Source organism: Dehalococcoidia bacterium, from assembly GCA_021295915.1.
Taxonomy (GTDB): Bacteria; Chloroflexota; Dehalococcoidia; order Lucifugimonadales; family UBA1123; genus VXRN01.
Window position 1 is genome coordinate 44,473 of the sequence record JAGWBK010000005.1, and the last position, 25,050, is coordinate 69,522.

Annotated in this window: 20 protein-coding genes; 13 read left to right on the plus strand and 7 right to left on the minus strand. The window is 59.2% G+C overall.

Annotated features, from left to right (window positions below):
• Nucleotides 1-64 precede the first annotated feature (64 nt).
• Both J4G14_02720 and J4G14_02725 read right to left on the minus strand, forming a co-directional pair.
• On the minus strand, nucleotides 65-2,074 hold the full coding sequence (locus tag J4G14_02720; GenBank protein MCE2456713.1) for an RNB domain-containing ribonuclease: 2,010 nt from the start codon (nucleotides 2,072-2,074) through the stop codon (nucleotides 65-67).
• A gap of 81 nt (nucleotides 2,075-2,155) precedes the next feature.
• Nucleotides 2,156-3,238, minus strand: a complete 1,083-nt coding sequence (locus J4G14_02725; GenBank protein MCE2456714.1) for an LLM class flavin-dependent oxidoreductase — start codon at nucleotides 3,236-3,238, stop codon at nucleotides 2,156-2,158.
• Nucleotides 3,239-3,391: 153 nt separating this feature from the next.
• Between J4G14_02725 and J4G14_02730 the strand changes: the two genes are divergently transcribed.
• On the plus strand, nucleotides 3,392-4,504 hold the full coding sequence (locus tag J4G14_02730; protein MCE2456715.1) for a M20/M25/M40 family metallo-hydrolase: 1,113 nt from the start codon (nucleotides 3,392-3,394) through the stop codon (nucleotides 4,502-4,504).
• A gap of 14 nt (nucleotides 4,505-4,518) precedes the next feature.
• Here J4G14_02730 and J4G14_02735 read toward each other — a convergent pair whose 3' ends face one another.
• The gene (locus J4G14_02735; GenBank protein ID MCE2456716.1) at nucleotides 4,519-5,178 is read right to left on the minus strand and encodes a hypothetical protein; all 660 of its coding nucleotides are present in this window, start codon (nucleotides 5,176-5,178) and stop codon (nucleotides 4,519-4,521) included.
• Between the two features lie 2 nt (nucleotides 5,179-5,180).
• Nucleotides 5,181-6,161, minus strand: coding sequence for a threonine/serine dehydratase (locus tag J4G14_02740; protein ID MCE2456717.1), 981 nt, complete (start codon nucleotides 6,159-6,161; stop codon nucleotides 5,181-5,183).
• Nucleotides 6,162-6,362: 201 nt separating this feature from the next.
• Between J4G14_02740 and ggt the strand changes: the two genes are divergently transcribed.
• The 9 genes from ggt to J4G14_02785 all read left to right on the plus strand — a co-directional run bounded on the left by ggt (nucleotide 6,363) and on the right by J4G14_02785 (nucleotide 18,459).
• A complete protein-coding gene (gene ggt, locus J4G14_02745; protein MCE2456718.1) occupies nucleotides 6,363-8,018 on the plus strand; it encodes a gamma-glutamyltransferase in 1,656 nt (551 codons plus the stop codon).
• Nucleotides 8,019-8,519: 501 nt separating this feature from the next.
• The gene (locus tag J4G14_02750) at nucleotides 8,520-10,112 is read left to right on the plus strand and encodes an ABC transporter substrate-binding protein (protein ID MCE2456719.1); all 1,593 of its coding nucleotides are present in this window, start codon (nucleotides 8,520-8,522) and stop codon (nucleotides 10,110-10,112) included.
• 9 nt (nucleotides 10,113-10,121) lie between these two features.
• Nucleotides 10,122-11,042 (plus strand): ABC transporter permease, encoded by a 921-nt coding sequence (locus J4G14_02755; GenBank protein ID MCE2456720.1) that lies wholly within the window; start codon nucleotides 10,122-10,124, stop codon nucleotides 11,040-11,042.
• A gap of 87 nt (nucleotides 11,043-11,129) precedes the next feature.
• Nucleotides 11,130-11,960, plus strand: coding sequence for an ABC transporter permease (locus J4G14_02760; GenBank protein MCE2456721.1), 831 nt, complete (start codon nucleotides 11,130-11,132; stop codon nucleotides 11,958-11,960).
• A gap of 102 nt (nucleotides 11,961-12,062) precedes the next feature.
• A complete protein-coding gene (locus J4G14_02765) occupies nucleotides 12,063-13,265 on the plus strand; it encodes an LLM class flavin-dependent oxidoreductase (protein ID MCE2456722.1) in 1,203 nt (400 codons plus the stop codon).
• 252 nt (nucleotides 13,266-13,517) lie between these two features.
• Nucleotides 13,518-15,662, plus strand: a complete 2,145-nt coding sequence (locus J4G14_02770; protein ID MCE2456723.1) for an acetate--CoA ligase family protein — start codon at nucleotides 13,518-13,520, stop codon at nucleotides 15,660-15,662.
• Entirely contained in the window at nucleotides 15,659-16,573 is a 915-nt protein-coding gene (locus tag J4G14_02775) for a hypothetical protein (GenBank protein MCE2456724.1), read from the plus strand. The genes J4G14_02770 and J4G14_02775 overlap by 4 nt, the downstream gene beginning before the upstream one ends.
• Before the next feature lie 12 nt (nucleotides 16,574-16,585).
• Nucleotides 16,586-17,530, plus strand: coding sequence for a hypothetical protein (locus J4G14_02780; protein ID MCE2456725.1), 945 nt, complete (start codon nucleotides 16,586-16,588; stop codon nucleotides 17,528-17,530).
• Nucleotides 17,527-18,459 carry a hypothetical protein gene (locus J4G14_02785; GenBank protein ID MCE2456726.1) on the plus strand — a complete coding sequence of 311 codons (933 nt, stop codon included), beginning with the start codon at nucleotides 17,527-17,529 and terminating at the stop codon, nucleotides 18,457-18,459. The genes J4G14_02780 and J4G14_02785 overlap by 4 nt, the downstream gene beginning before the upstream one ends.
• A gap of 32 nt (nucleotides 18,460-18,491) precedes the next feature.
• On the opposite strand, the gene J4G14_02790 is transcribed toward J4G14_02785, so the two are convergent.
• Both J4G14_02790 and J4G14_02795 read right to left on the minus strand, forming a co-directional pair.
• Nucleotides 18,492-19,286, minus strand: coding sequence for an alpha/beta hydrolase (locus J4G14_02790; protein MCE2456727.1), 795 nt, complete (start codon nucleotides 19,284-19,286; stop codon nucleotides 18,492-18,494).
• Nucleotides 19,283-20,485, minus strand: coding sequence for an LLM class flavin-dependent oxidoreductase (locus tag J4G14_02795; GenBank protein ID MCE2456728.1), 1,203 nt, complete (start codon nucleotides 20,483-20,485; stop codon nucleotides 19,283-19,285). The genes J4G14_02790 and J4G14_02795 overlap by 4 nt, the downstream gene beginning before the upstream one ends.
• 122 nt (nucleotides 20,486-20,607) lie before the next feature.
• Here J4G14_02795 and J4G14_02800 point away from each other — a divergent pair, with 122 nt between their 5' ends.
• The gene (locus J4G14_02800) at nucleotides 20,608-21,504 is read left to right on the plus strand and encodes an SMP-30/gluconolactonase/LRE family protein (protein ID MCE2456729.1); all 897 of its coding nucleotides are present in this window, start codon (nucleotides 20,608-20,610) and stop codon (nucleotides 21,502-21,504) included.
• 65 nt (nucleotides 21,505-21,569) lie between these two features.
• Here J4G14_02800 and J4G14_02805 read toward each other — a convergent pair whose 3' ends face one another.
• Nucleotides 21,570-22,961, minus strand: a complete 1,392-nt coding sequence (locus J4G14_02805) for an MFS transporter (GenBank protein MCE2456730.1) — start codon at nucleotides 22,959-22,961, stop codon at nucleotides 21,570-21,572.
• Between the two features lie 191 nt (nucleotides 22,962-23,152).
• On the opposite strand from J4G14_02805, the gene hpt reads away from it, so the two are divergent.
• The gene (gene hpt / locus J4G14_02810; protein ID MCE2456731.1) at nucleotides 23,153-23,722 is read left to right on the plus strand and encodes a hypoxanthine phosphoribosyltransferase; all 570 of its coding nucleotides are present in this window, start codon (nucleotides 23,153-23,155) and stop codon (nucleotides 23,720-23,722) included.
• A 461-nt stretch (nucleotides 23,723-24,183) separates the two neighbouring features.
• Nucleotides 24,184-25,050, plus strand: coding sequence for a 6-bladed beta-propeller (locus J4G14_02815; protein MCE2456732.1), 867 nt, complete (start codon nucleotides 24,184-24,186; stop codon nucleotides 25,048-25,050).

A 25,050-nucleotide genomic window follows, 5' to 3' on the forward strand; every position in this document is an offset into this window, starting at 1 on the left:
GCCGAAGTCTCATGCCCTAATCTTCGGTTAGAGGATCTCAAGGGCCACTGGGGCCACTGACTGCTTACTCTTCAAATGTGAACTGGGCTGTACGCCGCCAGAGGTCCACGCCATGCAGGCGAAGTGTGACCTCGGAACCTGCCGACACAGAGCCCGGAAGCGCGGCAAGGGTACGGAAGGGCCACTCTGAAAGTTCCAGGAGAGCGGAGCGACGGCCAGCGTTCTCCAGGACGAAGGCCTGGTGGACAGCATCTCCGTTCTCTGCCACCGTGTTCATCCTGCGGCTGTCCAGCCACTTAAGGAAGAAGTAACTGCGCCGGTTGTTCTCAATCCGGGAGATCTGCCTGATCTGCATGTCGGCCCGGTGCGCCACGGAGGTAACCGCCTCCTCATCGTAGAGTGTTCCTGACTCTCGCAGGTGATGTGAGATCTGACGCTGGACCAGCAGGTCCGGATAACGTCTCAGAGGAGACGTCGCCTGTGTGTACGCGTCGACGCCCAGCCCTCCGTGTCGTCCGGGCTTCACGCTGACGGTGGCTGCTGTCAGTCGTCTGGTCATCAGGAATGCCCGAAGTGGCCCCTCTGGAACCTGAGAGATTATGTCGGACATATCCGGCAGCGCCTGAGACCGAAACGGTGCGGGCAGCTCGTTTTCGACGCAATACCGTGCGAGCAGTGAGTTGCACAGGACCATGCACTCCTCGATCAGGCCGCGAGCGGGCGCGAGCCGGGGCACCACTCGTACGCTGATTGTACCGCAACTATTCACCTTCACCGATAGCTCGTCTCTGTCCAGGCTCAACGCACCGCCGGCGTCTCGCGCAGCCCTCAGTGATCTCGCCAGCCGGTGCAGGGTGTGCAGTTCAGCGTGAAGCGGGTGAGATGAGTCTTGAATAGCGGAGTCGGCTTCCTGGTATGACAGCGCATGGTCGCTGCGAATGACTGATTTCACAACATTCCAGGTGTTCACGTCCCCGTCTTCAGTCATGTCGACCAGAACACTGACCGCGGCTCTTGACTCTCCGGGGTTTAGACTTCCCGAGCCTGCGGACACTGCAGCGGGCAGCATGCTGATGGTCTGCTCGGGTAGGTACAGCGACGACATCCTGCGATCTGCCTCGACATCGAGGGCTGACCCCGCATCGATAAGGGCGCCCGCGTCCGTGATGTGAATGCCGATTCGGTACAGGCCTGTTTCAATAGTCTCAACAGAGAGAGCGTCGTCCCTGTCTCGCGTGTCTGCGTCGTCAATCGTGATCGTCAGCAGGCCCGTTAAGTCGCTCCGGTCACGGTCTGCCAGCAGCTGGGCCTGGTCAGTACGTCCTGCCTCCTCGAGTGCCTGTTCAGCAAACTCGGTTGGGATGTCGTTCCGACCCAGGTCCAGGTGCTCGTCGGCATCCACGACCTCAAGTGCAACAAGCTTATCGAATGCCGCGCGCTGAAGGTCGCGACCGCGCACTCCTGCGTTCTCAAGGAATCGCTTAACGAAACCAGCCCTCGAGTAGTCGTCCCCGTGCAGAACGAAGTCCCTGATCTGTCCGAGGACTTGGGACTGAAATTCAGTCAGTGACTCCGGTAAGTGACCGTCCCGGAACGCGCCTGTCAACTCGTCAGCGTCTGCCGTACGTTGCTGCTGCCGCTGCCTTCGATCGGTCATTGCCTCGACGGTTTCTCGGTCCCTGGGAATGAAGTGAGTGCCGTCACGGACGAACAGCAGGTCGTCGTCGAGAACGTAGAGAAGAATCGCGACCGACTGCTGCGCTGAAGGCTCTTGGCCGAGGTAGAGCTCTCCGATATCGGAAAGCGTCAGGGCATCGCCGTCGTCGCAGACAACGTCCCAGACTTCCCCCAGGTCAAGGTCACTGAGTGCCGACTCCGACTGAAGTCCGAAGTCCTCTACTGCCTCAAACCCAGCCGCCGTTACCCCTGTCTCGTAGATTACTCGCGACTGACTAAGTCTGGCCTCCCGGTTGCGGCCAATGGCAAGTCGGAGGCGATTTCCAACCGGTTCGATAACCCGGACCAGGCGCGGACCGGCGTCTAGCTGGACTAGGATGATTTCCCCTGGCTGCATAGGAGCTATTCCCTGGGCGGCTGACTGGTTCCGAGGCGCTCGCCGGAGTGCATTAGTGGCGAAACGGAACTTGACTCGACGTTATGCCGGGGTCGGCAGCCTGGGAACTACCTCCTTGACCAGGAGCTCCATGGAGCGCACCCAGCTATCGTATGGCTGCCATTCGTGGCCCATCGCAAGCAGTACGCCGAAACCTCCCACGTCGTCGTAGAGCGTGCCCAATTTCTCAGTCACTTCGTCTGGGCTTCCAACGACGAACACATTGTCTATGAGGTATTCTGCGTCGACGTCCGAGTCAGGCATGTCAGGATCGACCTTGAACAGGTCCGTCATCCCCAATTTAGGCATGAGCTTCAGGAAGTACTGCTCGAAGTCGCGCCTGAGCACACCGTTCAATGCCTCCTCACGGGCTTGTTCGGACGTCTCGGCCACGTAGATCTCTCTCGCGATCCGCCAGTCTGCCCGGTTAGGAGTCTGCCCCGTGTTTTCGGCCCCCTTTTCAACCGCGTCCCAGTGGGTACTGAGAATTCGCGACGGCACGAGGTTGATGCTCATGGGAATCCATCCCCGTTCGCCAGCCAGTATCAGCGTATCCGAGTTGGGTGACACGCCGGCGACTCCGATAGGAGGGTGAGGCTTCTGGTAGGGAGTAACGTGAAAACGTAGACCGAAGTCATCCACAGGTTCCGGGATGGTGAACTTCCAGAACTCGTTCTCATAGGTGCCGGGCTTTGGGTCATTCCAGATTTCCAGGATTAAGTCGATGGAGTCGCGCGTCATCCTCCTGTGCCCATCACCGCGAGGGTCGAAACCGAACACCTCGAAGTCACCAGGGAATCCACCGGACCCGACTCCCCACTGGAACCGCCCCTTGGCCATGTGGTCTAGCTGGGCAATCCGGTGTGCAATCATGAACGGGTTGTGGTTGGGCATACAGGTCACGCCGGTCCCGAGCTTGATGTTACTCGTGCGCGCCAGCGCATTGGCGATGAACATGTCAGGGGCCGGGATGTTCTCCCACACTGTCGTGAAGTGCTCGCCAATCCACGCCTCTGAATAGCCCAGGCTGTCGAGGACCTCGATCTGGTGGAGGTCGTCCTCAAGGGTCTGCGTGATGTCAGACCCCGGAGGGTGCAGCGGCATAGTGAAGAATCCGACCTGCATCTCGCATCTCCATGTCGTGACTGCGGTTTCTCGGTGAGAGTCGCCCTGCGCTGACCAACTCTCCCGAATTGCTGCCTGAATGTTATCAGATGCCTTGCTTCTAAACGATCCGGTGTAGACTCTAGCGGATTGAAAATCACAGTGGAGTAATCAATGAACAGCAAAGACCAGAGCGCCCTGGATATTCTGAAAGACCTCGGAGAACGTCCTGCTGCGCCATTTCACGAGGAGCCAGTCGCGACATACATCTTTAGTCGGCTAGCAGATCTCGGCTTGTCCCCACTCAGGGACGAGTTCGGCAACGTCATCGTCCACTACTCTAACTCCGATGCAGATGACCCTCCGATCGCCTTCGTCGCACACATGGACCATCCGGGTTTCGAAGTTGACGGGGTGGACGAAGTTGGCCCGGTCGGTGTCGCGCTAGGTGGAGTCCCGGAGGTCTCCCTTTCAAACCCGGCAGAGGTACTTGCGCTGATGCCGGATGGCCGGAGAGTACGAGGACGAACGGCTGAACTAGACGTAGAGTCCAGGAGAGTCCGTTTCGACCTCGACGAGGCCGTTGAGATCGTTCCCCCGGTTCCAGTGGTCTTCGATCTGCCGGACTTCGAATTGGACGGCAACTTCATCAGGATGCGGGCCGCTGACGACCTCGCCGGATGTGCCGCGGCGCTTTCCGCGATCGAACGACTTGTCGCGGTCGGCGCCGAGGCCAGCGTGTATGGCGTATTCACCCGAGCAGAAGAAGGTGGACTGTTCGGCGCGCGGTTGATGGCAGAGGCGCGGACTCTCCCAATGGAGACCTTTGTGGTATCCATTGAGTCCAGCCCGCTGATCCCAGGAATAGAGCAGGGCGGAGGTCCTGTTATTCGCACGGGTGATGCACTCTTCACGTTCGACGCGGATGCAGAGCAGGTGATGATTGTCGCCCGCGAGTCTATCCGCGCCAGGAATCCCGACTTCAAGTCCCAGCGCCAGCTTATGAGTGGTGGAGTGTGTGAAGGGACCGCCTTCGCGGTCTGGGGCTACCGGGCTACGGGGATGGCGTTCCCGCTTGGAAACTACCACAACGCTACAACGGGAATTCGAGATCCCAACTCAGGCATAGGTGCTGAGTTCATTCGCGTGGAGGACTTCCTTGGTGGCGTCGAGTTGCTTGCTGAGGCCGCGGTCAGCGTCTCGAAACGCCACGACTCGCCTGCGCGGGAGAGAGTGCGGGAAGTCCCAGCCGATGTGCGTGCTCGTATGACGCGCCCTACGACTTGAGTGTCTGGACGGAGTTAGTCCGCCTCGCTGACGTCCCAGCCGTCGAGTACCCAGTAACCCACCCTGGGCAGATCAGAAACAGTCGACAGTCCCTGGGCCCTCTTGAGTCGCTGGATATTGAACAGGTGGGTGATCTCCTCGAAGTAGACGTGACGAATCGATCCTTCCATCTGCATGTTCACCGTGCTGGGATCCTCCGTGGGAGTGACGGCAGTTGGATGAGCCTTGATCATCAGCCCCCAACTTTCGTTGAGTGTCACAGTGACTGAGTGTGCCCTGAGGAAGCCGACGTTGCGCTCGCTGAGCACCCGGCGAGTCAGGTCGATTCCCTCTTGCAGCTTGCTGAGGATGACCGGCAGGTCGTAATACTTCGTTTCGTCCATACGCCGGTCGAAAGGAGAAGCTGCCAGCCCGTCGACGTCCTCGACTCCGTGTTCGCCATCAGGGAAAGTCACGTCTCCCCAGCGAAGAATCAGCCACCGGTATATCAGGGATGCCATGTGACTTAGCTGTACACGGATGCTCCACTCTGCCCAGCCGTAGTCGTCGGATGTCCAGTTGAGCTGCTCATCGGTCAGACTTTCGACCTCGTTTGCGATCAGCTCGTAGAGAGCGTCGTACTCGGGAAAGAGCGCAGATGCTGGTGACTCGTCTGTGATCGGCTGGTTGGTCATGACTAGATTCCCTTCAGGGCGATCTTGAGATGTTCCATTGAGAGGTTTCCTCCGCTCAGGACAATCGCGACCTTCTTGCCCTCGAGGCGGTCCTTTATCTTGATCGCTCCCGCGAGTGACGCGGCGCCAGCATGTTCCACCAGGTTGTGAGTCTGCTCGAGGTGCGTGACGATCGCCTGGTTCATCTCGTCTTCTGTCACAAGGATGAAGTCGTCCAGATGTTCACGCAGAATGCTGAGGGGGAGTTCGTACCCGGTACCCGTGGCCAGTCCCTCGGCTGATGACCTCATGGGAGCTTCGACTATGTGCCCCTCTCTCCACGACAGGTACACGGCGGGCGCCTGCTCGGCCTGAACGCCGATTACCTGTATGTCAGGATTTATCGACTTCGCAACGATGCAAACGCCGCTCGCACCACTGCCACCGCCAACCGGGACGACGATGACGTCCACGTCTGGCAGGTCTTCCAGGATCTCCAGGCTATACGTGCCCACACCAGCGATCAGGTTTGGCTCATTGACGGCGTGGACGTAGCGGTATCCCTCTTCTTTCGACAGACGCTCGATGTACTCCCGTGATTCGTCGAAGTATTCACCATGATGGATCACCTTGGCGCCTAGATTGCGCATCGAGGCGACCTTTCCGGGGTTGGCGTTCATTGGGACGGCTACGTACGCCTTCGAACCGAACACGCTCGCAGCATATGCGATTGACTGGCCGTGGTTGCCGCTGGATGCCGTCGCGACCCCGCGTTCCAACTCGGACTCAGAGAGCTGAGACAGCAGGTTGATCCCGCCTCGCATCTTGAATGCGCCCAGACGCTGGTGGTTCTCATGCTTGACATGGACCTCCTCCGCGCCGATCAGCTTCTCAAGTCCGATATAGCGGTGGAGCGGAGTCCGGGTTACGTAACCTTCTATGCGCCCTTTGGCCTGGATAACGTCATGAAGTGTGGGTGCGTTCAACTGATACCTCTGGTTCATCGACCAGCTTAAGGCTGGCTTGGTTACAGGAGGCAGACTGTGAGGTTCTGCCCCGTTCAATTTCTGATGAGTCCAGCTTCAAACTGGACCGAAATCAGCATAAGGGTTTGCACTTACTCAATGGAAGTTTAGTAACCCATTGAGTGATTCTCTCTGTGATAGGATTGGCCCAGGCTCGAATCCGGTTCAGGGGAGGCGAATGTGGCTACTGCAGCACCATCAAGACCACAGATCGATACTGGCAGAAGCACGGTGTATTCCAGCGGTGGCGTGGTGGTTTCGATTTCGCCGTTCGCAGCCTCAGCCGGAGCAAAGGTCTTGGCAGATGGCGGAAACGCATTCGACGCCGCCGTGGCCGTGGCCGCTGTAGAAGCGGTCACCGTACCACCGGCATGTGGAGTGGGCGGCGAGCCGTTCGTCATCATGCATGATGCGAAAACGGGCAAGGTCCACGGTCTGACAGGGAGCGGACGCGCACCCCTGGCGGCCAATCGCGACTTCTTCGTCGAACGCGGTCACAACTTCATGCCTCTTCAAGGTCCTCTTGCGGCAGCGATCCCGGGGGAAGTTCTCGCATGGGAGGAGATCGTCGAGCGTCATGGCTCACGATCACTGGCACAGTTGCTGGGACCAGCCATCGGTTATGCCGAGGAGGGCTTTCCCATCAGTGACCAGCTTGGCGGTGGCTTCGACGTCCTGAACGCCAAGCTGGCTCAGTTCCCAGACTCAAGGGACATCTTCACGAATGACGGCAGCCCCCTGCTGGCAGGTCAGTTACTCGTGCAGAAGAACCTCGCCAAGACCCTGCGTACCGTCGCTTCTGGCGGTGCTGAGGCTTTCTACAAGGGCGATATCGGTAGAGAAATGGCGCGCGCCATCCAGGCCGCCGGTGGACTGTACACCGCCGAGGAGATAGCCGATCACCAGAATATCTGGTACGAGCCGCCTATCTCCACGACATATCGCGGCAACACTGTTTACGAGACGGCCCCGCCATCTCAGGGCCTCGTGCTGCTGGAAATGCTCAACATCCTGGAGGGTTACGACGTCTCAAGTCTCGGTTTCTATAACGCCGAGGCGGTGCACACTATGGTCGAGGCGAAAAAGCTGGCCTTCGCTGACCGCAATCGCTACGCGGGCGATCCAGAGTTCGTATCAACGCCCGTGGACGAACTCATCTCGAAGAGGTTCGCCACCCAGCGCAGGCAGCTGATAACTTCACAATCAGGCTCGTACGAAGCTGGCCCAATCGCCACGCCGATACCTGGCGACGGCAATACCAGCTACTTCTGCGTCGTGGACGCAGAGGGCAACGCTCTCTCATTCATTCACAGCCTGTCTATGGGATTCGGAAGCGGCTTCGTCGCAGGTAACACCGGCGTCCTGCTGAACAACCGAATTGGTCGTGGTTTCAGCCTTGTGGATGGACACCCCAACGTCATCGAAGGCGGCAAGCGCACCATGCACACGCTGAACGCGTACATGGTCATGCGCGACGACAGGCCCTACCTCGTGGGAGGGACGCCTGGTGGCGACAGGCAGATTGCGTGGAATGCGCAGGTCATCACCAATGTGCTCGACCATGGCATGTCGGCGCAGGAAGCTGTGGAGGCCCCCAGGTGGGCCTCATTCCCCAGCACCGACCCTCACGACGTAGACAAGCCGTTCGTGATCGAGCTGGAAGAGGGAATGGAGCAGGCCGACATCGACGAGTTGGAGGCCAGGGGCCACACTGTTGAGGTCAATCAGGGCCGCGCCTTCGGCGGTTCCGCGAAGCTGATAGTAATCGACCCCGCCACCGGCATCCGGACCGCAGGCTCCGACCCCAGAACCGACGGCCACGCCGCACCTGTGTAAAGCTCAAGAGGGCATTCCAGTAGGCTTCAGTTCACGGCTCTCTTTATGCACCGGTCAGATGTTTCATGAAACATTTGACAGACCCAAGGAATGTTCATATAGTTCGGCAACATAAGACAAACCCCGGAGGATTTCGCAACACCAAGAAGTAACGTAAGCCGATACTCATTGAGATCTCCAGCAGAGAGGTAGCCGATGCAGTCAGCCCGACTATGCTTGAAGACCTTGGCACTTTTGGGAGTGACAGCCGCGATAATGCTGTCGGTCGCCGCCTGTGGAGCAGCGGAATCACCTTCGGCTCCTCAGCAGCCAGCGCAGCCCGCGGCCGCAGCACCAGCACAGCCTGCAGCCGCAGGTGCTCAGACTTCACCTGCCTCCCCAGTGCAGCCAGCGCAGCCAGCCGCTGCCATGCCCGCCGCGACAGCTGCCCCTGCAGCGACTCCGGAATTTATCCAACCAGGTGCGATCCCAAAGAGAGCCGTCCCCACCCCTGCGGCTGCCATGGCTACCATGGGACCCGAGGGCTCCCTCGTCTTTGCGGACGAGGATATCGACTTCCCAGCGAGGGTCCCCAAGAAGACCGGCTGCACGGACCACGACAATAACATCCGTTGGGGCGTAGACGAAGGCGCCATATTCTGGAGCGCTGAAGAGGTCGCTTACGAGCCTGGCCTCGCGACTGGTTGGGAGTTCAGCGACGACCTCCTCCAGTTGACCTTCGACATCAGAAGAGGTGTCCAGTACCATGACGGCTGGGGAGAGGTGACAGGCCACGACTGGAAGTGGGCCTGGGAGACCACAATGGAGCAGGACTCCGTATTCCCAATCTTCCTGGGTCGAGACCACATAGACCGGATTGAAGTCCCTGATGACTACACCGTGTCCATGCACTTGACTAAGCCCAACATCTTCTTCCTGGACACCAACATACCCAGCGCAGGTTGTGGCAGCGTCCCATTCGCTAGCAAGAGGCGTGTGGACGAACTGGGTGAAGAGGAAGCCCACACCAACCTCACCGGAGGGACCGGACCCTTCAAGTACACGAGATTCGATTCGGGCGACCGCGCGGAGCTTGAAGCTGTGCCCGGTCACTGGAGGAACGACTCCAACTACGCGAATGTGACGATGGTGGAGATTCAGGAGTCAGCTACACAGGTAGCCGCGCTGCTTGTTGGAGAGATTGATGCAGCCATTGTTCCAGTAACGCAGGCGGAGCGCTTCGAAGGCTCGAAAGTGGAACTGCGGCGGCAGCGAGGTGGCGGCTACCAGCGCCTCTATGCACAGGGCCGCTTCTGCATGAAGGTGTCTCTCGACGGTACTGTGCCGGTCGACCCGTATCCGAGGCCCGGCTATGATCCCACCAAACCCTGGGTCGGTGATTGCGAGAGCCCCGAGGAGCAGGAGAACGCCAGGAAGGTACGCTGGGCCGTTTCGATGTCAATCGACCGGCAGGGAATCGTTGACAACATCCTGGGCGGGTTCGGACGGCAGCCTGGACCAGCCGAAATGGTGGGTGTGACCTATGACAAGTACTACCTGGACAAGTGGGCCGTCCCATACGACCCCGACATGGCCAGGCAGTATCTGGTTGAAGCGGGTTACCCTGACGGGTTCGAAATGGAGATGCGCTGCACGACCGGTCACCCGCTCATGGTTGAGATGTGCGAGGCGATCGCGAAGGGGATTACCGACATCGGGATCGATGTCAACGTCGTGACGATGGCCTACTCGGCGAACCGACCGTGTGTCGTCGCTCGTGAGTGCGGCAACTGGTGGTTCCGCACCGGGGGCGAGGGTCTAGGTCTGAACCCCGAGATCGCGTTGCTGCGCCGCAACTCTGTTCGCACGTTCAACCCCGGTTTCGAAATCCGCGAGCAGCTTGAGATCCTGGCCAAGATCGACGCTTGCAAGAACACCGAGTGCCTGGACGAGTTCCGAGACGTCCACTGGGACTGGTGGCACCACAACCAGCAGATTATCGGGGTTGTCGAGACATTCGGACTCATCGGTGTTAACACTGAGAAGATCGGAGAGTGGGAGATCCCGTTCGGTATGGGTGGACTTGCCGCCTTTGACAGGATCCAGAAGCCCTAGGACCCCTCAATGAAAGCCTTCCTGGTTAGAAGGGCAGGGATGTCCCTGGTCACCCTGCTGGCGGTCAGCATGTTGGTATTCATGCTGGCGCGCCTGCAGGGTGACCCTCGAGCTGTGATGCTCTCGGACTACACCACGAACGAGCAGTACGAGGCTTGGGGTCGCGAGATGGGCCTCGATAAGCCTATTGCGGTCCAGTATGTGGTCTATATCGGAAAGGTAATGAAGGGTGACCTCGGGGATTCACTGCTGCAGGACGGTACCTCCGTGGCCACTCTTCTCTGGCGCAGGATTCCCAACACCGTTCAACTTGCAATGGCCGCCTTTGCAGTCGCCCTCATCCTGGGCATCCCCCTGGGTGTGCTAGCGGCGGTCACGAGGGGTAGCGTGTGGGACTACGGAGCCCGCAGCTTTGCGATATTCGGACACTCCGCCCCGTCGTTCTGGGTAGGACTTATTTTCATTGTTGTATTCGCCGTCGAGTTAGGTTGGTTTCCGACGTCTCGCAAGGTGGACTGGGACAGCATTGTGCTCCCGGCTATGGCGCTCGGATGGGGTGCGGCCGGAGGCATTTTGCGCTTGATGCGCTCTTCCATGTTGGAAGTTCTCGACTCAGAGTACGTGAAGTTGGCCAAAGCAAAGGGAATGTCATCGGTGCAGGTAGTTTGGAAGCATGCCTTCCGCAACGCACTGATCGCGCCCATCACTGCCGCCGGTCTCCTTTTTGCGGGTCTGATAACGGGTACAGTAGTGACTGAATCTGTGTTCGCATGGCCGGGACTTGGCCTGCTCGCCATACAGGCTGTCAACAAGTCCGACTATCCAGTGCTGCAGGGAGTGATCCTGCTGGTGACGTTCATCTATGTGCTCACTGCGCTCGCTGTCGACCTCCTGTACGCATACATAGACCCGAGAATCAAGTACAACTAGACCGAAATGTTTAGCAGAAGCGCACAGACACTCACTCCGGAACAGGCGCTCACCAGGCGCTCTGGTCCGCGTCTGTTTGGATTACCGATGCCTGAACTGCGTAGGTGGCCGGTGTCCTCGATCATCATCCTCGGACTGTTCGTTATCGCTGCAGGTGGCGCGGACTGGATATCTCCATACGAACTCAATGAAGGGGAACTGGGAGACCGGCACATTCCACCAATGTTCTTCGGCGGCACCGCCGAGCATGTCCTGGGCACGGACTATCTGGGTCGGGACATTCTGACCCGCACGATTTACGGCGCTCGAATATCGCTGATGGTGGCTGCCGTGGTATTAGGAGTAGGGGGGCTATTCGGAACCGTAGTAGGAATGATCTCCGGCTACTTCGGAGGCTGGGTGGACGAGATCATCATGCGCGTCGTGGACATCAAGTTCTCACTGCCGTTCATCCTCATTGCGCTGGCCCTTGCGCTCATCTTAGGCCCGAGTCTGCCTCTACTTCTCGGACTTCTGGCCTTCCTGATATGGGGAGGATTCGCGCGTCAGGTTCGCGGCGAGGTGCTTGTGCTGAAAGAGATGGACTATGTCGCCTTGGCCAAGGTCACCGGCGCATCTACCCCGCGCATACTCTACAAGCACATACTCCCCGGCGTGCTTAACACGATCGTCGTTGTGGCGACGATCCAGGTTGGCAACATCATCCTAGCTGAGGCGTCGCTGAGCTTCCTCGGCGCCGGAGTGCCTCCACCGACACCAGCGTGGGGCTCTATGGTCGCTCTTGGCCGGCTGTACGTCGTAGATGCATGGTGGGACAGCCTCGCGCCCGGCATGGTCATCGCCCTGGTCGTCATCGCCTTCACTCTGCTCGGCGACTGGGTTCGCGACAGGATGGACCCCCGTCTCAGGCAGACGTAGTCCTGTCAACCTGACCCATTGCACGCTGTCCTATGCACTAGTAGGATTGCCCTGTCGAGGGTTGCGTACACCAGATGAAGTGCATCCCCCAGGAGAGACGCTATGAACTTCGGTCTGCTATTTGAGATGCAGCGCCCGTACGAGGGCACCGAGATCGACTGGAACACCCTGTACAAGGAGACTCTTGACCAGTGTGAGCTTGCCGACAACGTCGGCTTCGACAGGGTATGGTTCGTTGAGCACCACTTCCTGCTTGGATTCTCAGGCTCCCCGTGCCCCGAGGTGATCTTCGGCGCTCTCAGCCAGCGCACCAAAAACATCAGGATTGGGTTCGGAGTGTCGATACTACCTCACGCGCATCCAGTGCGGATAGCTGAGCGTGTGGCGATGGTTGACCAGCTCACCGATGGACGAGTCGAGTTTGGTACCGGCCGCTCCAACGCCTATGAGCAGATGGGCCTCGGCGTGGATCCTCGGGACACCCGCGAAATGTGGAACGAGTCCATCTCCATGCTGCCACAGATCTGGCAGTCCGATGAGTTTGAGTGGGATGGTAAGTTCTGGAATGTGCCGTCTCGCCGCGTGCTGCCCAAGCTGGTACAGAAACCTCATCCGAACATGTACCTGGCCTGCACTCAGTCATCCAGCTTCGACCTGGCGGCAGAAAAGGGCATAGGCGTGCTTTCATCCGCCTCGTACGCGACGTCTGTCCTGGAGTCGCACGTCAAGACATACAAAGAGAAGATCAAGAATGCCAATTCCGTTGGCGCGTTCACGACCAACTACTGGGCTAACAACGTCCACGCCTTCTGCGGTCCTGACAACCAGGCGGCTCGTGAGCTCGCCGCGGATTCTATGAAGACCTTCTTCGGGCCTGACAAGCCGTACATTGCCGGTCGGGTCGGCGCCTACGAAGAGCTGCTGGAGGCATGGGGCGGCGTTCCCGAGCACCTTGAAGCCGACTTCGGACGCTGGCTACGTCAGTCTGATGAGGCTCACAAGCAGCAGGCCGAAGAGGTGGGAATCTCGCTGGACTCAGGGCCGGGTGCTGCACGTGCAGCCATAGCCGAGCTTGACCCGAACACGCTTGCCGACCGTGCCGTCACCATCGCCGGAGATCCCGATAGCTGCATCCGAGCCATCCAGCAATACCAGGAGATCGGCGTCGACGAAGTCATGATGATTATCCAGACTGAGACCATTCCGCACGAGAAGGTCATGAGCTCCATCGAACTATTCGGCAAGGAGGTCTTCCCCGTCATCCGAGAGATGGAGAAGTCCAAAGCCGTAGCAACCGCGGACTAGCATTCAGTGAGCACGATAATCGTTCTGGCCGCCGTTCTATTACTCATCGTGGTATGCAGTGCCGCATATCGACTCTTCCTACTGAAGCCGTCTCAACGTGGGCTGTCGAAAAAAGCACGTCATCAAGCTGAACGGCAGATAGACTTGCACGGGCAAACGTACTGCAACCATTGGACCATTCACTAGGTTGGCATGTGGCGGCTTGATGAGACAGATGCCTGCCCTAATTCAGGACACCCCAACTAACTGACTATGGACTTCTGGTCGGAGGCGCAGCTCGCCTCCATTCACAAGATGCTAAATCCTCGCTCGATCGCCGTCGTTGGCGCGACCGAGCGACCACAGTACGGCGGCAGGTTCCTGCGTGCGGCGCTCCAGGCCGGTGACCGGGTGAGCGTATATCCGGTCAACCCCCGCTACGACGAACTACTTGGCCTGAAGTGCTACGCAAGCGTACTGGACCTGCCTGAGGCGCCAGATGCCGTCGGCATCATAGTCCCGTATCACAGGGTGATACCCGTGCTGCGAGAGAGCGCCGAGCGCGGCGCAGGCTCTGCAATTGTCATATCCGCAGGCTTCTCAGAGCGCGGAGTGGATGACCGGCGAGAGCTCCAGGCTGAACTTGGGGATGTTGCTAAGGAGACCGGAGTCCGTATCTCCGGCCCGAACTGCCTGGGCCTCGCGAACATAAAGGACGACATCTGGGCGTGTTCATCGTCACGACTCGAGGGCGTTGAACTCAGGAGTGGAAACGTCGGGCTCGTATGTCAGAGCGGCGCGTCGGCTTTCGGGCCGTTCATGTCGAGGGCCATCGGACGTGGCGTAGGTTACTCCTACATCGTCTCGACGGGAAACGAAGCAGACCTGGAAGCTCCGGACTTCGGCAGGTACCTGCTCGATGACGACGATACCAGCGTCATCGCCATGTTTATCGAGGGCTTCAAGGACGCTCGAAAATTCCTCGAAGTCGCCAGGCTGGCAGCAGAGCGTGGCAAGCCTATTGTGGCCGTCAAGATTGGTCGGTCCGACCTCGGAATGAGGGCCGCACGCTCGCACACCGCCGCGCTCACAGGCGTCGACGAGGTGTACGATGCCGCGTTCGAACAGTACGGTGTCATTCGCGTCCACGACTGGGACAAGCTGCTTGAGATCGCACAGCTCTTGTCAGTGGGCAAGTCGCCGGCCAATCGCGGAATCTCCCTGGTCTCACACTCAGGGGGTGTCTGCTCCCTAACCGCAGACAATCTCGGCGACGCTGGCCTCGAACTGCCCGAACTCACCGACCCTGCCAGAGATGCCATTAATAACATACTCGAGGGGTTCGGATGGGCCGCAAACCCTGCCGACATTACCGGACACGCCAGCCGTGACACGGTGCTGCCCATCATGGAGCACATGATCAGCGAGCCGGAGGTTGGAACGCTGGTCGTCGCGAGTTCAGCCTCGGACGCCCAGGCGCAGCACGTGATCGACGTTCGGGATAGACACGACGAGCTCGTGACGTTCCTGTACACCGGCAACGAGCTGGGGGCCTCCACAGGACTAGACCGGCTGAAGGATGCGGGCGTGCCCGTGTTCCACAGTCCCGAAAACCTCGCTTCTGCGCTGAAGCAGTTCCACGACTACCATTCGTGGCGACAGTCGAGGCATGGGTCCGACTTCGGAAGCGTGGCTCCAATGGACGACACTCAGAGTGCCTTTGCCGCTCGGATCAAGTCCGGGGGAGAAACAACCCTGTCCGAGCACGAGGCCAAACAGCTCATCCAGCAATGGGATGTTACAGTCGCGACTGAGCGGGTAGCCAATTCTGAGGACGAAGCCTTGGCTGCTGCCCGGGAGATAGGCTACCCGGTCGTGGTAAAGGTCAACTCTCCCGACATCCTGCACAAGACCGAGGCTGGAGCCCTGAGAGTAGGCCTGACCTCTGACTATGCAGTGCGAGCAGCCTATGAGGAGGTTGTGGCCAACTCCAAGTCCTACTCACCCGGTGCTCGCCTCGAAGGCGTGCTGGTGGGAGAGATGGTCCGCGATGCTGCCGAAGTCATAGTCGGCGTGACTTACGACTCTCAGCTGGGTCCAGTACTGCTATTCGGAATGGGTGGCGTTCTCGTAGAGGTAATGCGCGATGTCGCGCTGAGGGTGTGCCCAATCTCGCGCCAGGATGCCGAAGAGATGGTCGCCCAGGTACGTGGTAGTCGCCTGCTGCACGGATTCCGAGGTCAGCCAAAAGGCGATGTCGATGCGCTGGTCGATACGCTCGTGCGGGTCTCAGACCTCGCGGTCCACCTTGATGGCGTCATAGAGGAGTTGGACATCAACCCTCTCGCGGTGCTTCCCGAAGGCAGCGGCGTGAAGGCGTTGGATGCTCTGGTAACCCTGAAACAGGACAAGTCATGACGTACACTGTCCGCCGCTCCTGGCTCATTGTGCCTGCCCACGACGATAAGGCTCTGTTTGAGGCTGCCGAGTCAGGTGCCGACGTGGTTGTTCTTGACCTGCAGGACACTGTACACGAGAGTCGCAAGCACAACGCGCGTGCCAACGTGCCCGGCGCCATAGAAACGATGCGAGACGCCGGAGCCGAGGTCTTCGTGCGCTCCGACATCGAGTTGATGTACGCCGACCTCGATGCGTCCGTCTGGCGCGGACTGTCGGGCGTGGTGCTGCCCGGCGTGAAGAGCGTTGAGCAGGTCCAGGAGGCCGACGAGATTCTCTCTCACTTCGAAGCTGAGCGCGGAGTGGTCAAACCTCCACCGGTCGGTCACGTTAGAGAGGCTGACGATCCACGTGGACCAGAACAAGCTCTCGAGATCCACCTTTCGCTCGATACCGGTCCAGGCAACTGGCACGCGGAGGATCTGATCCGAGCCAGCGACCGCGTCAAATCCGTCAGCCTTGGACGCGCCGACCTCGTCATGGACCTCCGTGAGGACCCTGCCGGAGATCTCCACTTGCTCCCGTATCTCATGCAGAGACTAATCATCATCGCAAACGCGACCGGAGTAGAACCTGTCGGAGCGTGGTGGCGCGCGACGTCCCGGGGGCTGGCAGCAGGTTACGGTGATACGCTCCAGGCCGCGCTGACCGGGAGACAGGCTGGTTTCCGAGGCGCACTCTGTATGAGGGCAAACCAGGTCGAGGCGCTAAACAGGGGCTTTACCCCTTCCGGATCGGAGGTGGAGAGCCACACGGCGATGTCTTCTGATTCGGAAATATCGTCCAATGTCATTGCATGGGCAGACGCTTGCGCAGCACGCGATCAGGCGAGAGAACTTGTGCGCGGCCAGTCACAGTCCGGCCCTGTTTAGAGAGAACAAGCTATGACCAGAAGAGTAAGACGCTCCGGGCTGACAATGCCCATCAACAACCCTCGTTTCGTGGGGCGGTCATGGACTCGTGACTGCGACTATCTCAACTTCGATTTCGAAGACTCCGTGCCCCAATCGCAAAAGGAGCACGCCCGTACCCTGGTCCGGGACGCCATTGTGCAGGGCCAGAATGGCGCAGCCGAGATTAATATCAGGATTAACTGCGCCTATCCCGAGGTCGACGTTCCCGCAGCCGTGTGGCCCGGAGTCACGCAGATCAACTTCCCAAAGGCGGAGACGGCCGAGCAGATCAAGAACCTCGACGAACTCATCACCAGGATGGAGAGAGTCCGGGGAATCCGGCCCGGCACCGTTCGCATTGGCGCGACAGTCGAGACCACCCTGGGAGTGGCGAACTCGTACGAGATAGCATCTGCCAGCCGCCGCATCGATTCGTTTGGGCCTGGTACAGGCTATGACATGTCGATGGACATGGGCGTCGAGATGTTTGTGGGGTTCGATCAGTTCTTCTATAACCGCGGCGAGGGCGAGCTTGTAGCTCTTGCGCTCGGACTGGAGCGTGACGGCGGCGTATACATGCCGGACACGACCGGCGATGTGGGAAACGCCGACCTCGCTATCAATCGGGCGCGGGCCAATAGGAAGGCAGGCCTGAGGTCAGGCGGCGGCCTCCACCCAAACGTCGTAGCCCCTCAGAACGAGGGCCTCACTCCCACAGCCGAAGAGGTCGACCACGCCCACAGGATCCTCGACTTCTTTGCAGAGCTTGATGAAGCTGGAGAGGTTGAGGGAGATCTCGACGGCCAGATCGTCGACGTCTACGAGGCTGGGCGCGCGCTTGAGCTGATCGAGTGGGCTGACCTCTGCGCTCAGCGAGACGCGGAGAAGGCCGCTGCCCGCGCGCAGACCGAGGCCACCGAGGAGTCTTCAGCATGAAGCCATTCGTCAGAAGGTCTCATCTGCTGGTCGACCTCCTCAACCGTGAATCAGTCAACTCCTCCTGGACGCACAATGCGGACGCAATCATTCTGGCGATGCCGACAGGTGCACTGGAAAGGTCTTCACTTCGCGCAAACCTGCGACAGACCGTCAACTCGGCTGCACTGGGCGGCGCAGAGGTGTTTGTTCTGACGAATAGGGACCTCGCATTTGCAGACCTGGGGGCCGCTTCCGGTCCAGGTCTGAAGGGAATCGTGTATGCGGGCGCCGAGTCAGGAACTGAGCTTGAACGGCTTGACGAGTGGCTTGACGAGTTCGAAAAGAAGAGTGGTACCCCCGAGAACACGCTCCACATAATCGTGTTGCTCACGTCAGGCGCGGGGGTGTGGAACATCCGCGAGATAGTTCGCGCGTCAGACAGGGTAAGCTCGGTAGGAATCGATGAGCTAGCCCTGTGTAAGAGCTTGGGAATCGTGCCGACCACTGACTTTGACCCATTCGAGTACGCAAAGGGTCGGGTCATAATTGAAGCGCGCGCCTCGAGAGTCCAGCCAATTGGCATGAGTCATCCGTACGGAGTGCTCCCTGAGTTTGGCGATGAAGGTGAGATCGCTCGCCTTGCCCTCAGGTCGAAGAACCTCGGATTCGCCGGCGCTATCTGTCCTGACCCATCCTGGGTCGATCATTGCAACAGGGCATTCGCTCCGCCCGAAGACAGGTTGGAGTTCTACCGGGAGACGAGACGACTATTCGCTGAAGGCGTGGCGCGTGGCACCGCTGCGATTCCCTATCCCGGCACCACAATGATGATCGACGTCCCTGTAGATGAGAACGCCCGCGTCAACTTGGAGCTCTGGGAGCGCTGTGCGGCTCGCGAGGCCGAAAAGGCGACCGCCGTTGCAGAGTCGCTGGCTCGTCTGGCCTGACAGCGTAGGCCGCGCGCCTTCGACGCCAGAATTCAGTCGCTCACCAGGTGCCGCAGCACCATGCCCGAGAATTCCCCCGGCTTCTCCACGTGTGGCAGGTGACCGCACCCGGGAACGACTTCAAGAACCGATCCGGCAATTGCCTCGTGAATTCGATTACCTGCGCTAGGCGGGATGATCCTGTCCTCGGCTCCCCATACAACTGTTGTCGGTACGTCGACCCTCTGTAGGAGCCATTCAAGGCTACGGTCATACATATAGGGCTTCCAGCACAGTCTCGTCGTCATCTCCCGACCGCGAATCTTAAGCTCCCGCTCTTCAGTGCTCAGCTCGCGTTCGAATAGATCCGAGTACTCAGGCACACTTGGTGCATCGTGGAACGAGAGCCGAGTCGTCTCGTCCTCTCCCAACAGGAAGACGTCGGCGATCTCGCCAGTGTCCGGCCTGACACCCGCGGCATCCACCAGGACCAGGCCGCCCAGGCTGCCCGGACTCATGGTCGCCATCTCAGCAGCAATCCATCCGCCAAGGAAGTGCCCGACGAGTGTCACGGCGTCGAGCTTCAGCTCCTGGATCATCCACAGGTAGAAGCGCGCCATGTCCGAGACCGACTCGAGGAACTTGGGCCGCTCCGAACGCCCGAAGCCCGTATGCGTCGGCGCGTACACTGTTGCGGACTTCGAGACTTCTTCCATCCACGGGAGCCAGCCCAGGTTGCCATCGATGCTGTGCAGAAAGAGCAGGGGAGGACCGTCACCACCTTTCAGGAGATGGATCTTAGCTCCGCCGACTTCAATGAACTCCTCGACAAAGGATGTCGTGGTCATGGCGCCACCTCGAACGGCCCCGGAAGCTCCAGCTCTTCGCCGATCTCTCTCAGCGCTGGCAGCACGTCCGAGTCCATCAGTTCCAGGCACCTCATGGAGTCTTCGTGGCTGATACTGCCATCGTTGGTCCACACGGCGAGGATTCCCGGCCGGATGACCGACAGCACCTCTCGAAGCTTTCTGATTACTGTGTCGGGGTTGCCTACTACTATCCGGTTCATTCCGACAACCCTGTCGTAGCCTGCGGCGTCGACACCCCCCACCAGCCGGTCGGGACGGAGGTTGATCTGCGAACTGCGCCGCCTACCCTCGATAGATGTATAGCCAGGAGGGTTCATGTATTCCGGCGGCATGGGGACGCGCCCGACACCGGCATTGCCAGACAGGAACCCTTTGCCCACCTCGTAGGCCTTCTCGTCTGTGTCCTGCACGTGTACTCGGAACAGATATCCGAAGTTCTGCGGACCTGGTTCGTACCCAACCTCGTTCGCAGCCTCGGCGTAGATAGCCTTTGCGTCGCCAACGACCTCTGGGTCCGCCTCCAGGAATACGTAAGGGTAGTGGTGCTGCGCCGCCCAGATCATCGTCTCAGGACTCGCGCTGCCGGGCACCCACACCGGAGGGTGCGGGTCCTGGAGAGGCCGTACGAACGGGTTAACCACCCTGTACTCGAAGTGACGTCCCTCCCACCTGAACGGGCCGGGAGTTGTCCAAGTCTTGATTATCAGATCGTGCGCCTCCTGGAAACGCTCGCGGTTGTGGACAGGGTTCGTGTTCGTGGCCCACGACTCGACTCCGGTGCCGCGCACGAATCCTGATACGAGTCTGCCCCGTGAGATCAGGTCTATCTCCGCTAGCTCCTCGGCCATCCTGACTGGATTGTCCGAGATAGGCAGCGGGTTTCCGAGAAGCACGATCTTCGCGTTCTTCGTCGCGCGTGCAAGGATCGCCGCCTCCAGGTTCATCGCCGCTCCCATGCACGTCGGCGTGTTGTGATGCTCGTTGAGCATCAGCCCGTCGAACCCCATCTCCTCGCAGTACTCGTACTCATCGAGGTAATAGTTGTACATGTCCGCTGCGGTCTCTGGATCGAAGTGGGAGTTTGGGAACGTAAGCCTCACCGCGCTGCGGTAGCTGTTCCTCACGTCCTCCTCGGTGTAGTGGAAGTAGGCTCGCTCTGTGAAGCGCATCAGAAACATGGTCTGCACCCCCGTGTGTCCGGCTGATACTATTCGCACGTCCGTCTACGGTCAAGCTGACGTTGACGATGTCCCTCCCCACAAATAAGCTGGGGCGAACCACCCGCAGAAAGGACTTACCCATGCCTATCGAACAGAACTCATCGGAACTCTCTCAGGTTCTCGACACCGACCAGCAGATTGAGTGGCACGGAAGCGGCTACGGAGGCGTCGGCGGCCCCGCCGAAGGTCCGCTCTGGTGGCATGAAGGTGGCTACCTGCTCTTCAGCGATATTCACAACAACCGTAGGATGAAGCTGATTCCCGGCGAAGGGGTGTCTGTCTACCAGCAGCCCACCAACCACGCCAACGGACTGACCCGCGACCTCAGGGGCAGGCTCGTAGCCTGTGAGCACAGCTCCCGCCGGGTGACGCGACAGGACTCCGATGGGGAAGTAACCGTCATTGCCTGGAGCTACCGAGGCCGAAGGCTGAACCGCCCCAACGACGCGGTGGTGAAGTCTGACGGAAGCATCTACTTCACCGATCCCGGCGCGCCCGGTCCCGGTCTCGACCTCGACTTCGCAGGGGTCTACATGGTCCCTCCAGACCTCGGTGACATAACCATGATCGTGGGTGATTTCCTGACTCCCAACGGCCTCGCATTCTCCCCGGACGAGAGCATCCTGTACGTGAATGACACACGCAGGCAGCACATCCGTGCATTCGATGTTCAACCCAACAACACGATCGCGTTGGCCTCCGATCGGGTCCTGTGCGACCTCAGCGGGGATCGGCCTGGCGTGCCCGACGGCATGAAGGTCGACGTCGAAGGCAATATGTACTGCGGAGGGGCAGGCGGAGTCTGGGTGATCGACTCTGATGGCAACCACCTAGGCACGGTCGCTCACGGCGAGGGCGCGACTACCAACGTCGCCTTCGGCGGCGATGACTGGAAGACGCTCTACTTCACTACTTGGAACATGGTCGGAAGTGTCCGTGTGAACATACCCGGCATCCCGGTGCCGACGGACCGCTAGCGGGATACGAACCCAGTGACTCTCTGCCCAGGTAGTCGAGTCGCTGGTGGGTGCACCGATGGGCGCTAAGTTGACGTTCGAGTCGTCGCAGGCTCGGTTGGCACTGTACCCAGGGGAGCTTGCGGTCTTCTTACGAATATCATCAACACGCCGCCCGCGAACGTTAGCCCAGCAAATATTGTGAAAGGCACGATGTACGTACCGGTAGTGTCGAACATGTAGCCCGCAAACAGAGGTGCAAAGATCATCGCGATGTTCATTGGGAACTGCGAGATCCCCATTATCGTGGCGAATGCTTTTCTCCCAAAGTATTCGCCACGGATCGCAGTCGTCAGCGGACTCCTACCTCCAAAGCCAATCCCATATAGCACCGCAAATACGTATGCCATCACTACGCCATCGAACAGGGCGATGATCAAAATGCCCGCTCCCTGCACGAACATGAAGAAGGCAATCATCAGGGTCTTGGGGAGTCTGTCGGCGTAGTATCCGGATATGAACTGCGCTGGCAGAGCAATGATGGTGTAGGTCGTGTGGACCGAAGCTGCCGCGGTGAGGGACATCCCTGTGTCCGTCAGCTTTGGCACGAGATGCAGCGCCAATGAAACGATAGCCACGCTGGACGCAACCTGGGCGATTGTCAGCATCCAGAAAGCTGGCGTCTTCAGCGCCTGTTTGACGGTGAATTCGGGTTCAACGTCCACTATTGGTTCTGATGTGGCGCCCTCAGTGCTTGCTACCTGAGCATGCTGAGTGTCCCCGTCTGGATGGAGCCCCATATCCTCGGGGTGGTTCCGAATGGCCTTCGTTGCCGGCCCCACGATGGCCAGCAGGACGATGCCTATTCCAAGCGCAGTGCTTTCGAATCCGTATGTGTCGATTGCCAGCGCGAATGGTGTAACTAGCAACCCGCCGAGGTGTATGCCAGACATCGCGGTCGCCATTGCGAACGACCGACGCCTGCTGAACCAGTTGTTCACAAGCGCGATGAGCGCCAGCCAGCCCCCCAGTCCCGACCCTAGCGTAATGAAAATGTACGCCATGTAAAACTGGATGAGACTCTCGTCGAGGGAGTCGAATGGCGTGAATTTAGCTATTAGCCGAAGGTTCCCCAGTGTCTCAATCTGGGACAGCCATATGAATCCCACCCCCATGATCGTGTAACCGATCATTACCATGCGCCTGGTGCCAATGCGGTCGATCAGCACGCCCTCTAACGGCCCTAGTACCGCCCCTTCGACCCGTGCGAGTGAGAATGCGCCGGAGAGTGCCGTGCGGCTCCATTGGAACTGGCGCTCCAGTGCTACCAGCATCGTGCCGAGTCCCTGGAAGACTGTAAGGGACATCAGCGTCAGCATGATGGAGGAGATGCCGACCAGCCACCAGCCGTAGAAGACACCACGCACGCCTGCTACGGCCTCTCTGGCCGACGCGGGTCTGAATACGCCTTTACGCAACGAGGAGTAAGTCCAGTTAAGGGATTCGGGGCCGAAATTCCCCGTCCGAGATTAACACATCGGTGTGTCCCGTGACAGAGTCAATGGTTAATGGACTCATGGGCCTACAGGCATCTGCTCCTGATTCAGATTATGGGAGCAGACCAAACGCAGTATTATGTTCCCACTGAATCTGAGATGAGTCTGTGCCAGTGAAGGCACAACTCAACGCCTTCAAGGAGTCGAACATGCCGCTGGGAGACATTCTGATTTCGGAAGCCGAAATTGCCAGCGAAATTCCACGGCTGGCTGGCAGGATCTCAGAGGACTACCGCGACGCCGATCCACTGTTCGTTGGCGTGATGGATGGCGCCATGTGTTTTCTTGTGGACCTGATCCGGGCGTTCCCGCATTCCGTAGACGTTGCCACCGCTCGGGTCCAAAGCTACAGCGGGACTGAACCGGGCAAGATCACAGTGGAGTGGCTGCCGACTCAGCAGTCTCTTGAGGGTCGGCATGTTCTCCTGGTGGAGGACATAGTGGACACGGGAGCGACCCTGACTGCGCTTTCCCGGCACGTGATCGACCTAGGAGCCAGGTCTGTCAATGTGTGTTCTCTGTTGGACAAACCATCGAAGAGGACACACATCTTGGAAGTAGCGTACGTAGGCTTCGAGATTCCCGACGTCTTCGTAGTCGGCTGCGGCCTGGACTACAACGGTGCGTACAGGAACCTGAGAGACGTGCGTGCGCTGGAAATTGGCCAGTTAAAAGAGTCATGACCTGAGCGCGTGCAACTGGCGTGGTGAGAAGGGGAACGAAGGGAAATGCAAACGCCCCAAGTGACCTCACCCTCGAGACCAGCGTCCGCGCCTGCGATGCGCCACCGACGCTACTAGCCTCTAGGATCCAATTCCCGTGAACCTGCGACGCACCGCCTGTTCGTTCGGGATTTGGACCTTCCGACCCTGCCAGCGCAACCTGCGGCGTCCCGCCTGCTGTAACCGCTTTGCTGAGTCGTAAGCCTCAACCACTTGGGGCATAATGAAGATTATACTCATATTGGCCATTTGTCAATACTTTTTCTGAGAATTTTCTGAAATTACTCGAAATTGAGTATCCTGGCAGCCTGTTCAGCAGTCCCAGTTCAGATCTGGTTCCTGTAAGTCAGGTTGACCAGGCACCGGGTGCAAAATACAATCGCCCTGCTTCCAAGGCTATTCCACAAGAGAGGTGAAACGAGATGGCAGTCGTAGGATCTGGAGACTTTCAATACGAGCGCGTTCCAGAGTGGCCGAACATGCCGAAGTACTGGGAATTTGGAGCAGCGTCAGACGGCGCAGTCAACTCCAGGGACGAGGTCTACATCTTCAGCCGTGGACTCCATCCACTGACGATCTGGGACACCGACGGCAACTTCATTAGCTCCTGGGGTGAGGGAACTTTCTCTGCCAACCCGCACGGTATATACATTGCGCCGAATGACAATGTCTGGCTTGTCGACCGCGACTACCACATCGCCACCGAGTACACACCGGGCGGTGAGGCACTCAGGACTCTGGGGGAGAAGCTCGCGCCGTCTCCGTCATTCCAGGGCATGCCATTCAATATGCCGTCAGGACTGGCCATCGCACCGGACGGCCACATGTTTGTCTCCGATGGATACGGAGGGCACCGCGTCCACAAGTTCACCGCCGATGGAGAACTGGTCAAGTCGTGGGGCAAGCAGGGTACCGGGCCCGGCGAGTTTGCGCTCCTGCACAACGTCTGGGTGGACAAGAACAGTAGGGTCTTCATCGCCGACCGCGAGAACAACCGCATACAGACCTTCGATGACGAAGGAAACTTCCTCGAAGAGTGGACCGATATGGTCGCTCCCGGGGATCTCTGGATTCACGACGACATCATCTACGTCATCGAGCAGGGCGGCGGCAATGGCGTCAGCATCTGGACCATGGACGGCGAGCTGATAACCCGCTGGCGAGGCAACGAAGGCGCCGGATTGGGAACGCTCATCGGCGGTCACGGCATCTGCGTCGACTCCCAGGGCAGCATCTACGTCACTGAGATCGGCCAGGGCGAGCGAGTCTCCAAGTTCGTCCGGGTGTAA

Coding starts and splice junctions, on each gene's coding strand:
- J4G14_02720 (MCE2456713.1), bottom strand. CDS start 2,074: ATGCAGCCAGGGGAAATCATCCTAGTCCAGCTAGACGCCGGTCCGCGC.
- J4G14_02725 (MCE2456714.1), bottom strand. CDS start 3,238: ATGCAGGTCGGATTCTTCACTATGCCGCTGCACCCTCCGGGGTCTGAC.
- J4G14_02730 (MCE2456715.1), top strand. CDS start 3,392: ATGAACAGCAAAGACCAGAGCGCCCTGGATATTCTGAAAGACCTCGGA.
- J4G14_02735 (MCE2456716.1), bottom strand. CDS start 5,178: ATGACCAACCAGCCGATCACAGACGAGTCACCAGCATCTGCGCTCTTT.
- J4G14_02740 (MCE2456717.1), bottom strand. CDS start 6,161: ATGAACCAGAGGTATCAGTTGAACGCACCCACACTTCATGACGTTATC.
- J4G14_02750 (MCE2456719.1), top strand. CDS start 8,520: ATGGCTACCATGGGACCCGAGGGCTCCCTCGTCTTTGCGGACGAGGAT.
- J4G14_02755 (MCE2456720.1), top strand. CDS start 10,122: ATGAAAGCCTTCCTGGTTAGAAGGGCAGGGATGTCCCTGGTCACCCTG.
- J4G14_02760 (MCE2456721.1), top strand. CDS start 11,130: ATGCCTGAACTGCGTAGGTGGCCGGTGTCCTCGATCATCATCCTCGGA.
- J4G14_02765 (MCE2456722.1), top strand. CDS start 12,063: ATGAACTTCGGTCTGCTATTTGAGATGCAGCGCCCGTACGAGGGCACC.
- J4G14_02770 (MCE2456723.1), top strand. CDS start 13,518: ATGGACTTCTGGTCGGAGGCGCAGCTCGCCTCCATTCACAAGATGCTA.
- J4G14_02775 (MCE2456724.1), top strand. CDS start 15,659: ATGACGTACACTGTCCGCCGCTCCTGGCTCATTGTGCCTGCCCACGAC.
- J4G14_02780 (MCE2456725.1), top strand. CDS start 16,586: ATGACCAGAAGAGTAAGACGCTCCGGGCTGACAATGCCCATCAACAAC.
- J4G14_02785 (MCE2456726.1), top strand. CDS start 17,527: ATGAAGCCATTCGTCAGAAGGTCTCATCTGCTGGTCGACCTCCTCAAC.
- J4G14_02790 (MCE2456727.1), bottom strand. CDS start 19,286: ATGACCACGACATCCTTTGTCGAGGAGTTCATTGAAGTCGGCGGAGCT.
- J4G14_02795 (MCE2456728.1), bottom strand. CDS start 20,485: ATGTTTCTGATGCGCTTCACAGAGCGAGCCTACTTCCACTACACCGAG.
- J4G14_02800 (MCE2456729.1), top strand. CDS start 20,608: ATGCCTATCGAACAGAACTCATCGGAACTCTCTCAGGTTCTCGACACC.
- J4G14_02815 (MCE2456732.1), top strand. CDS start 24,184: ATGGCAGTCGTAGGATCTGGAGACTTTCAATACGAGCGCGTTCCAGAG.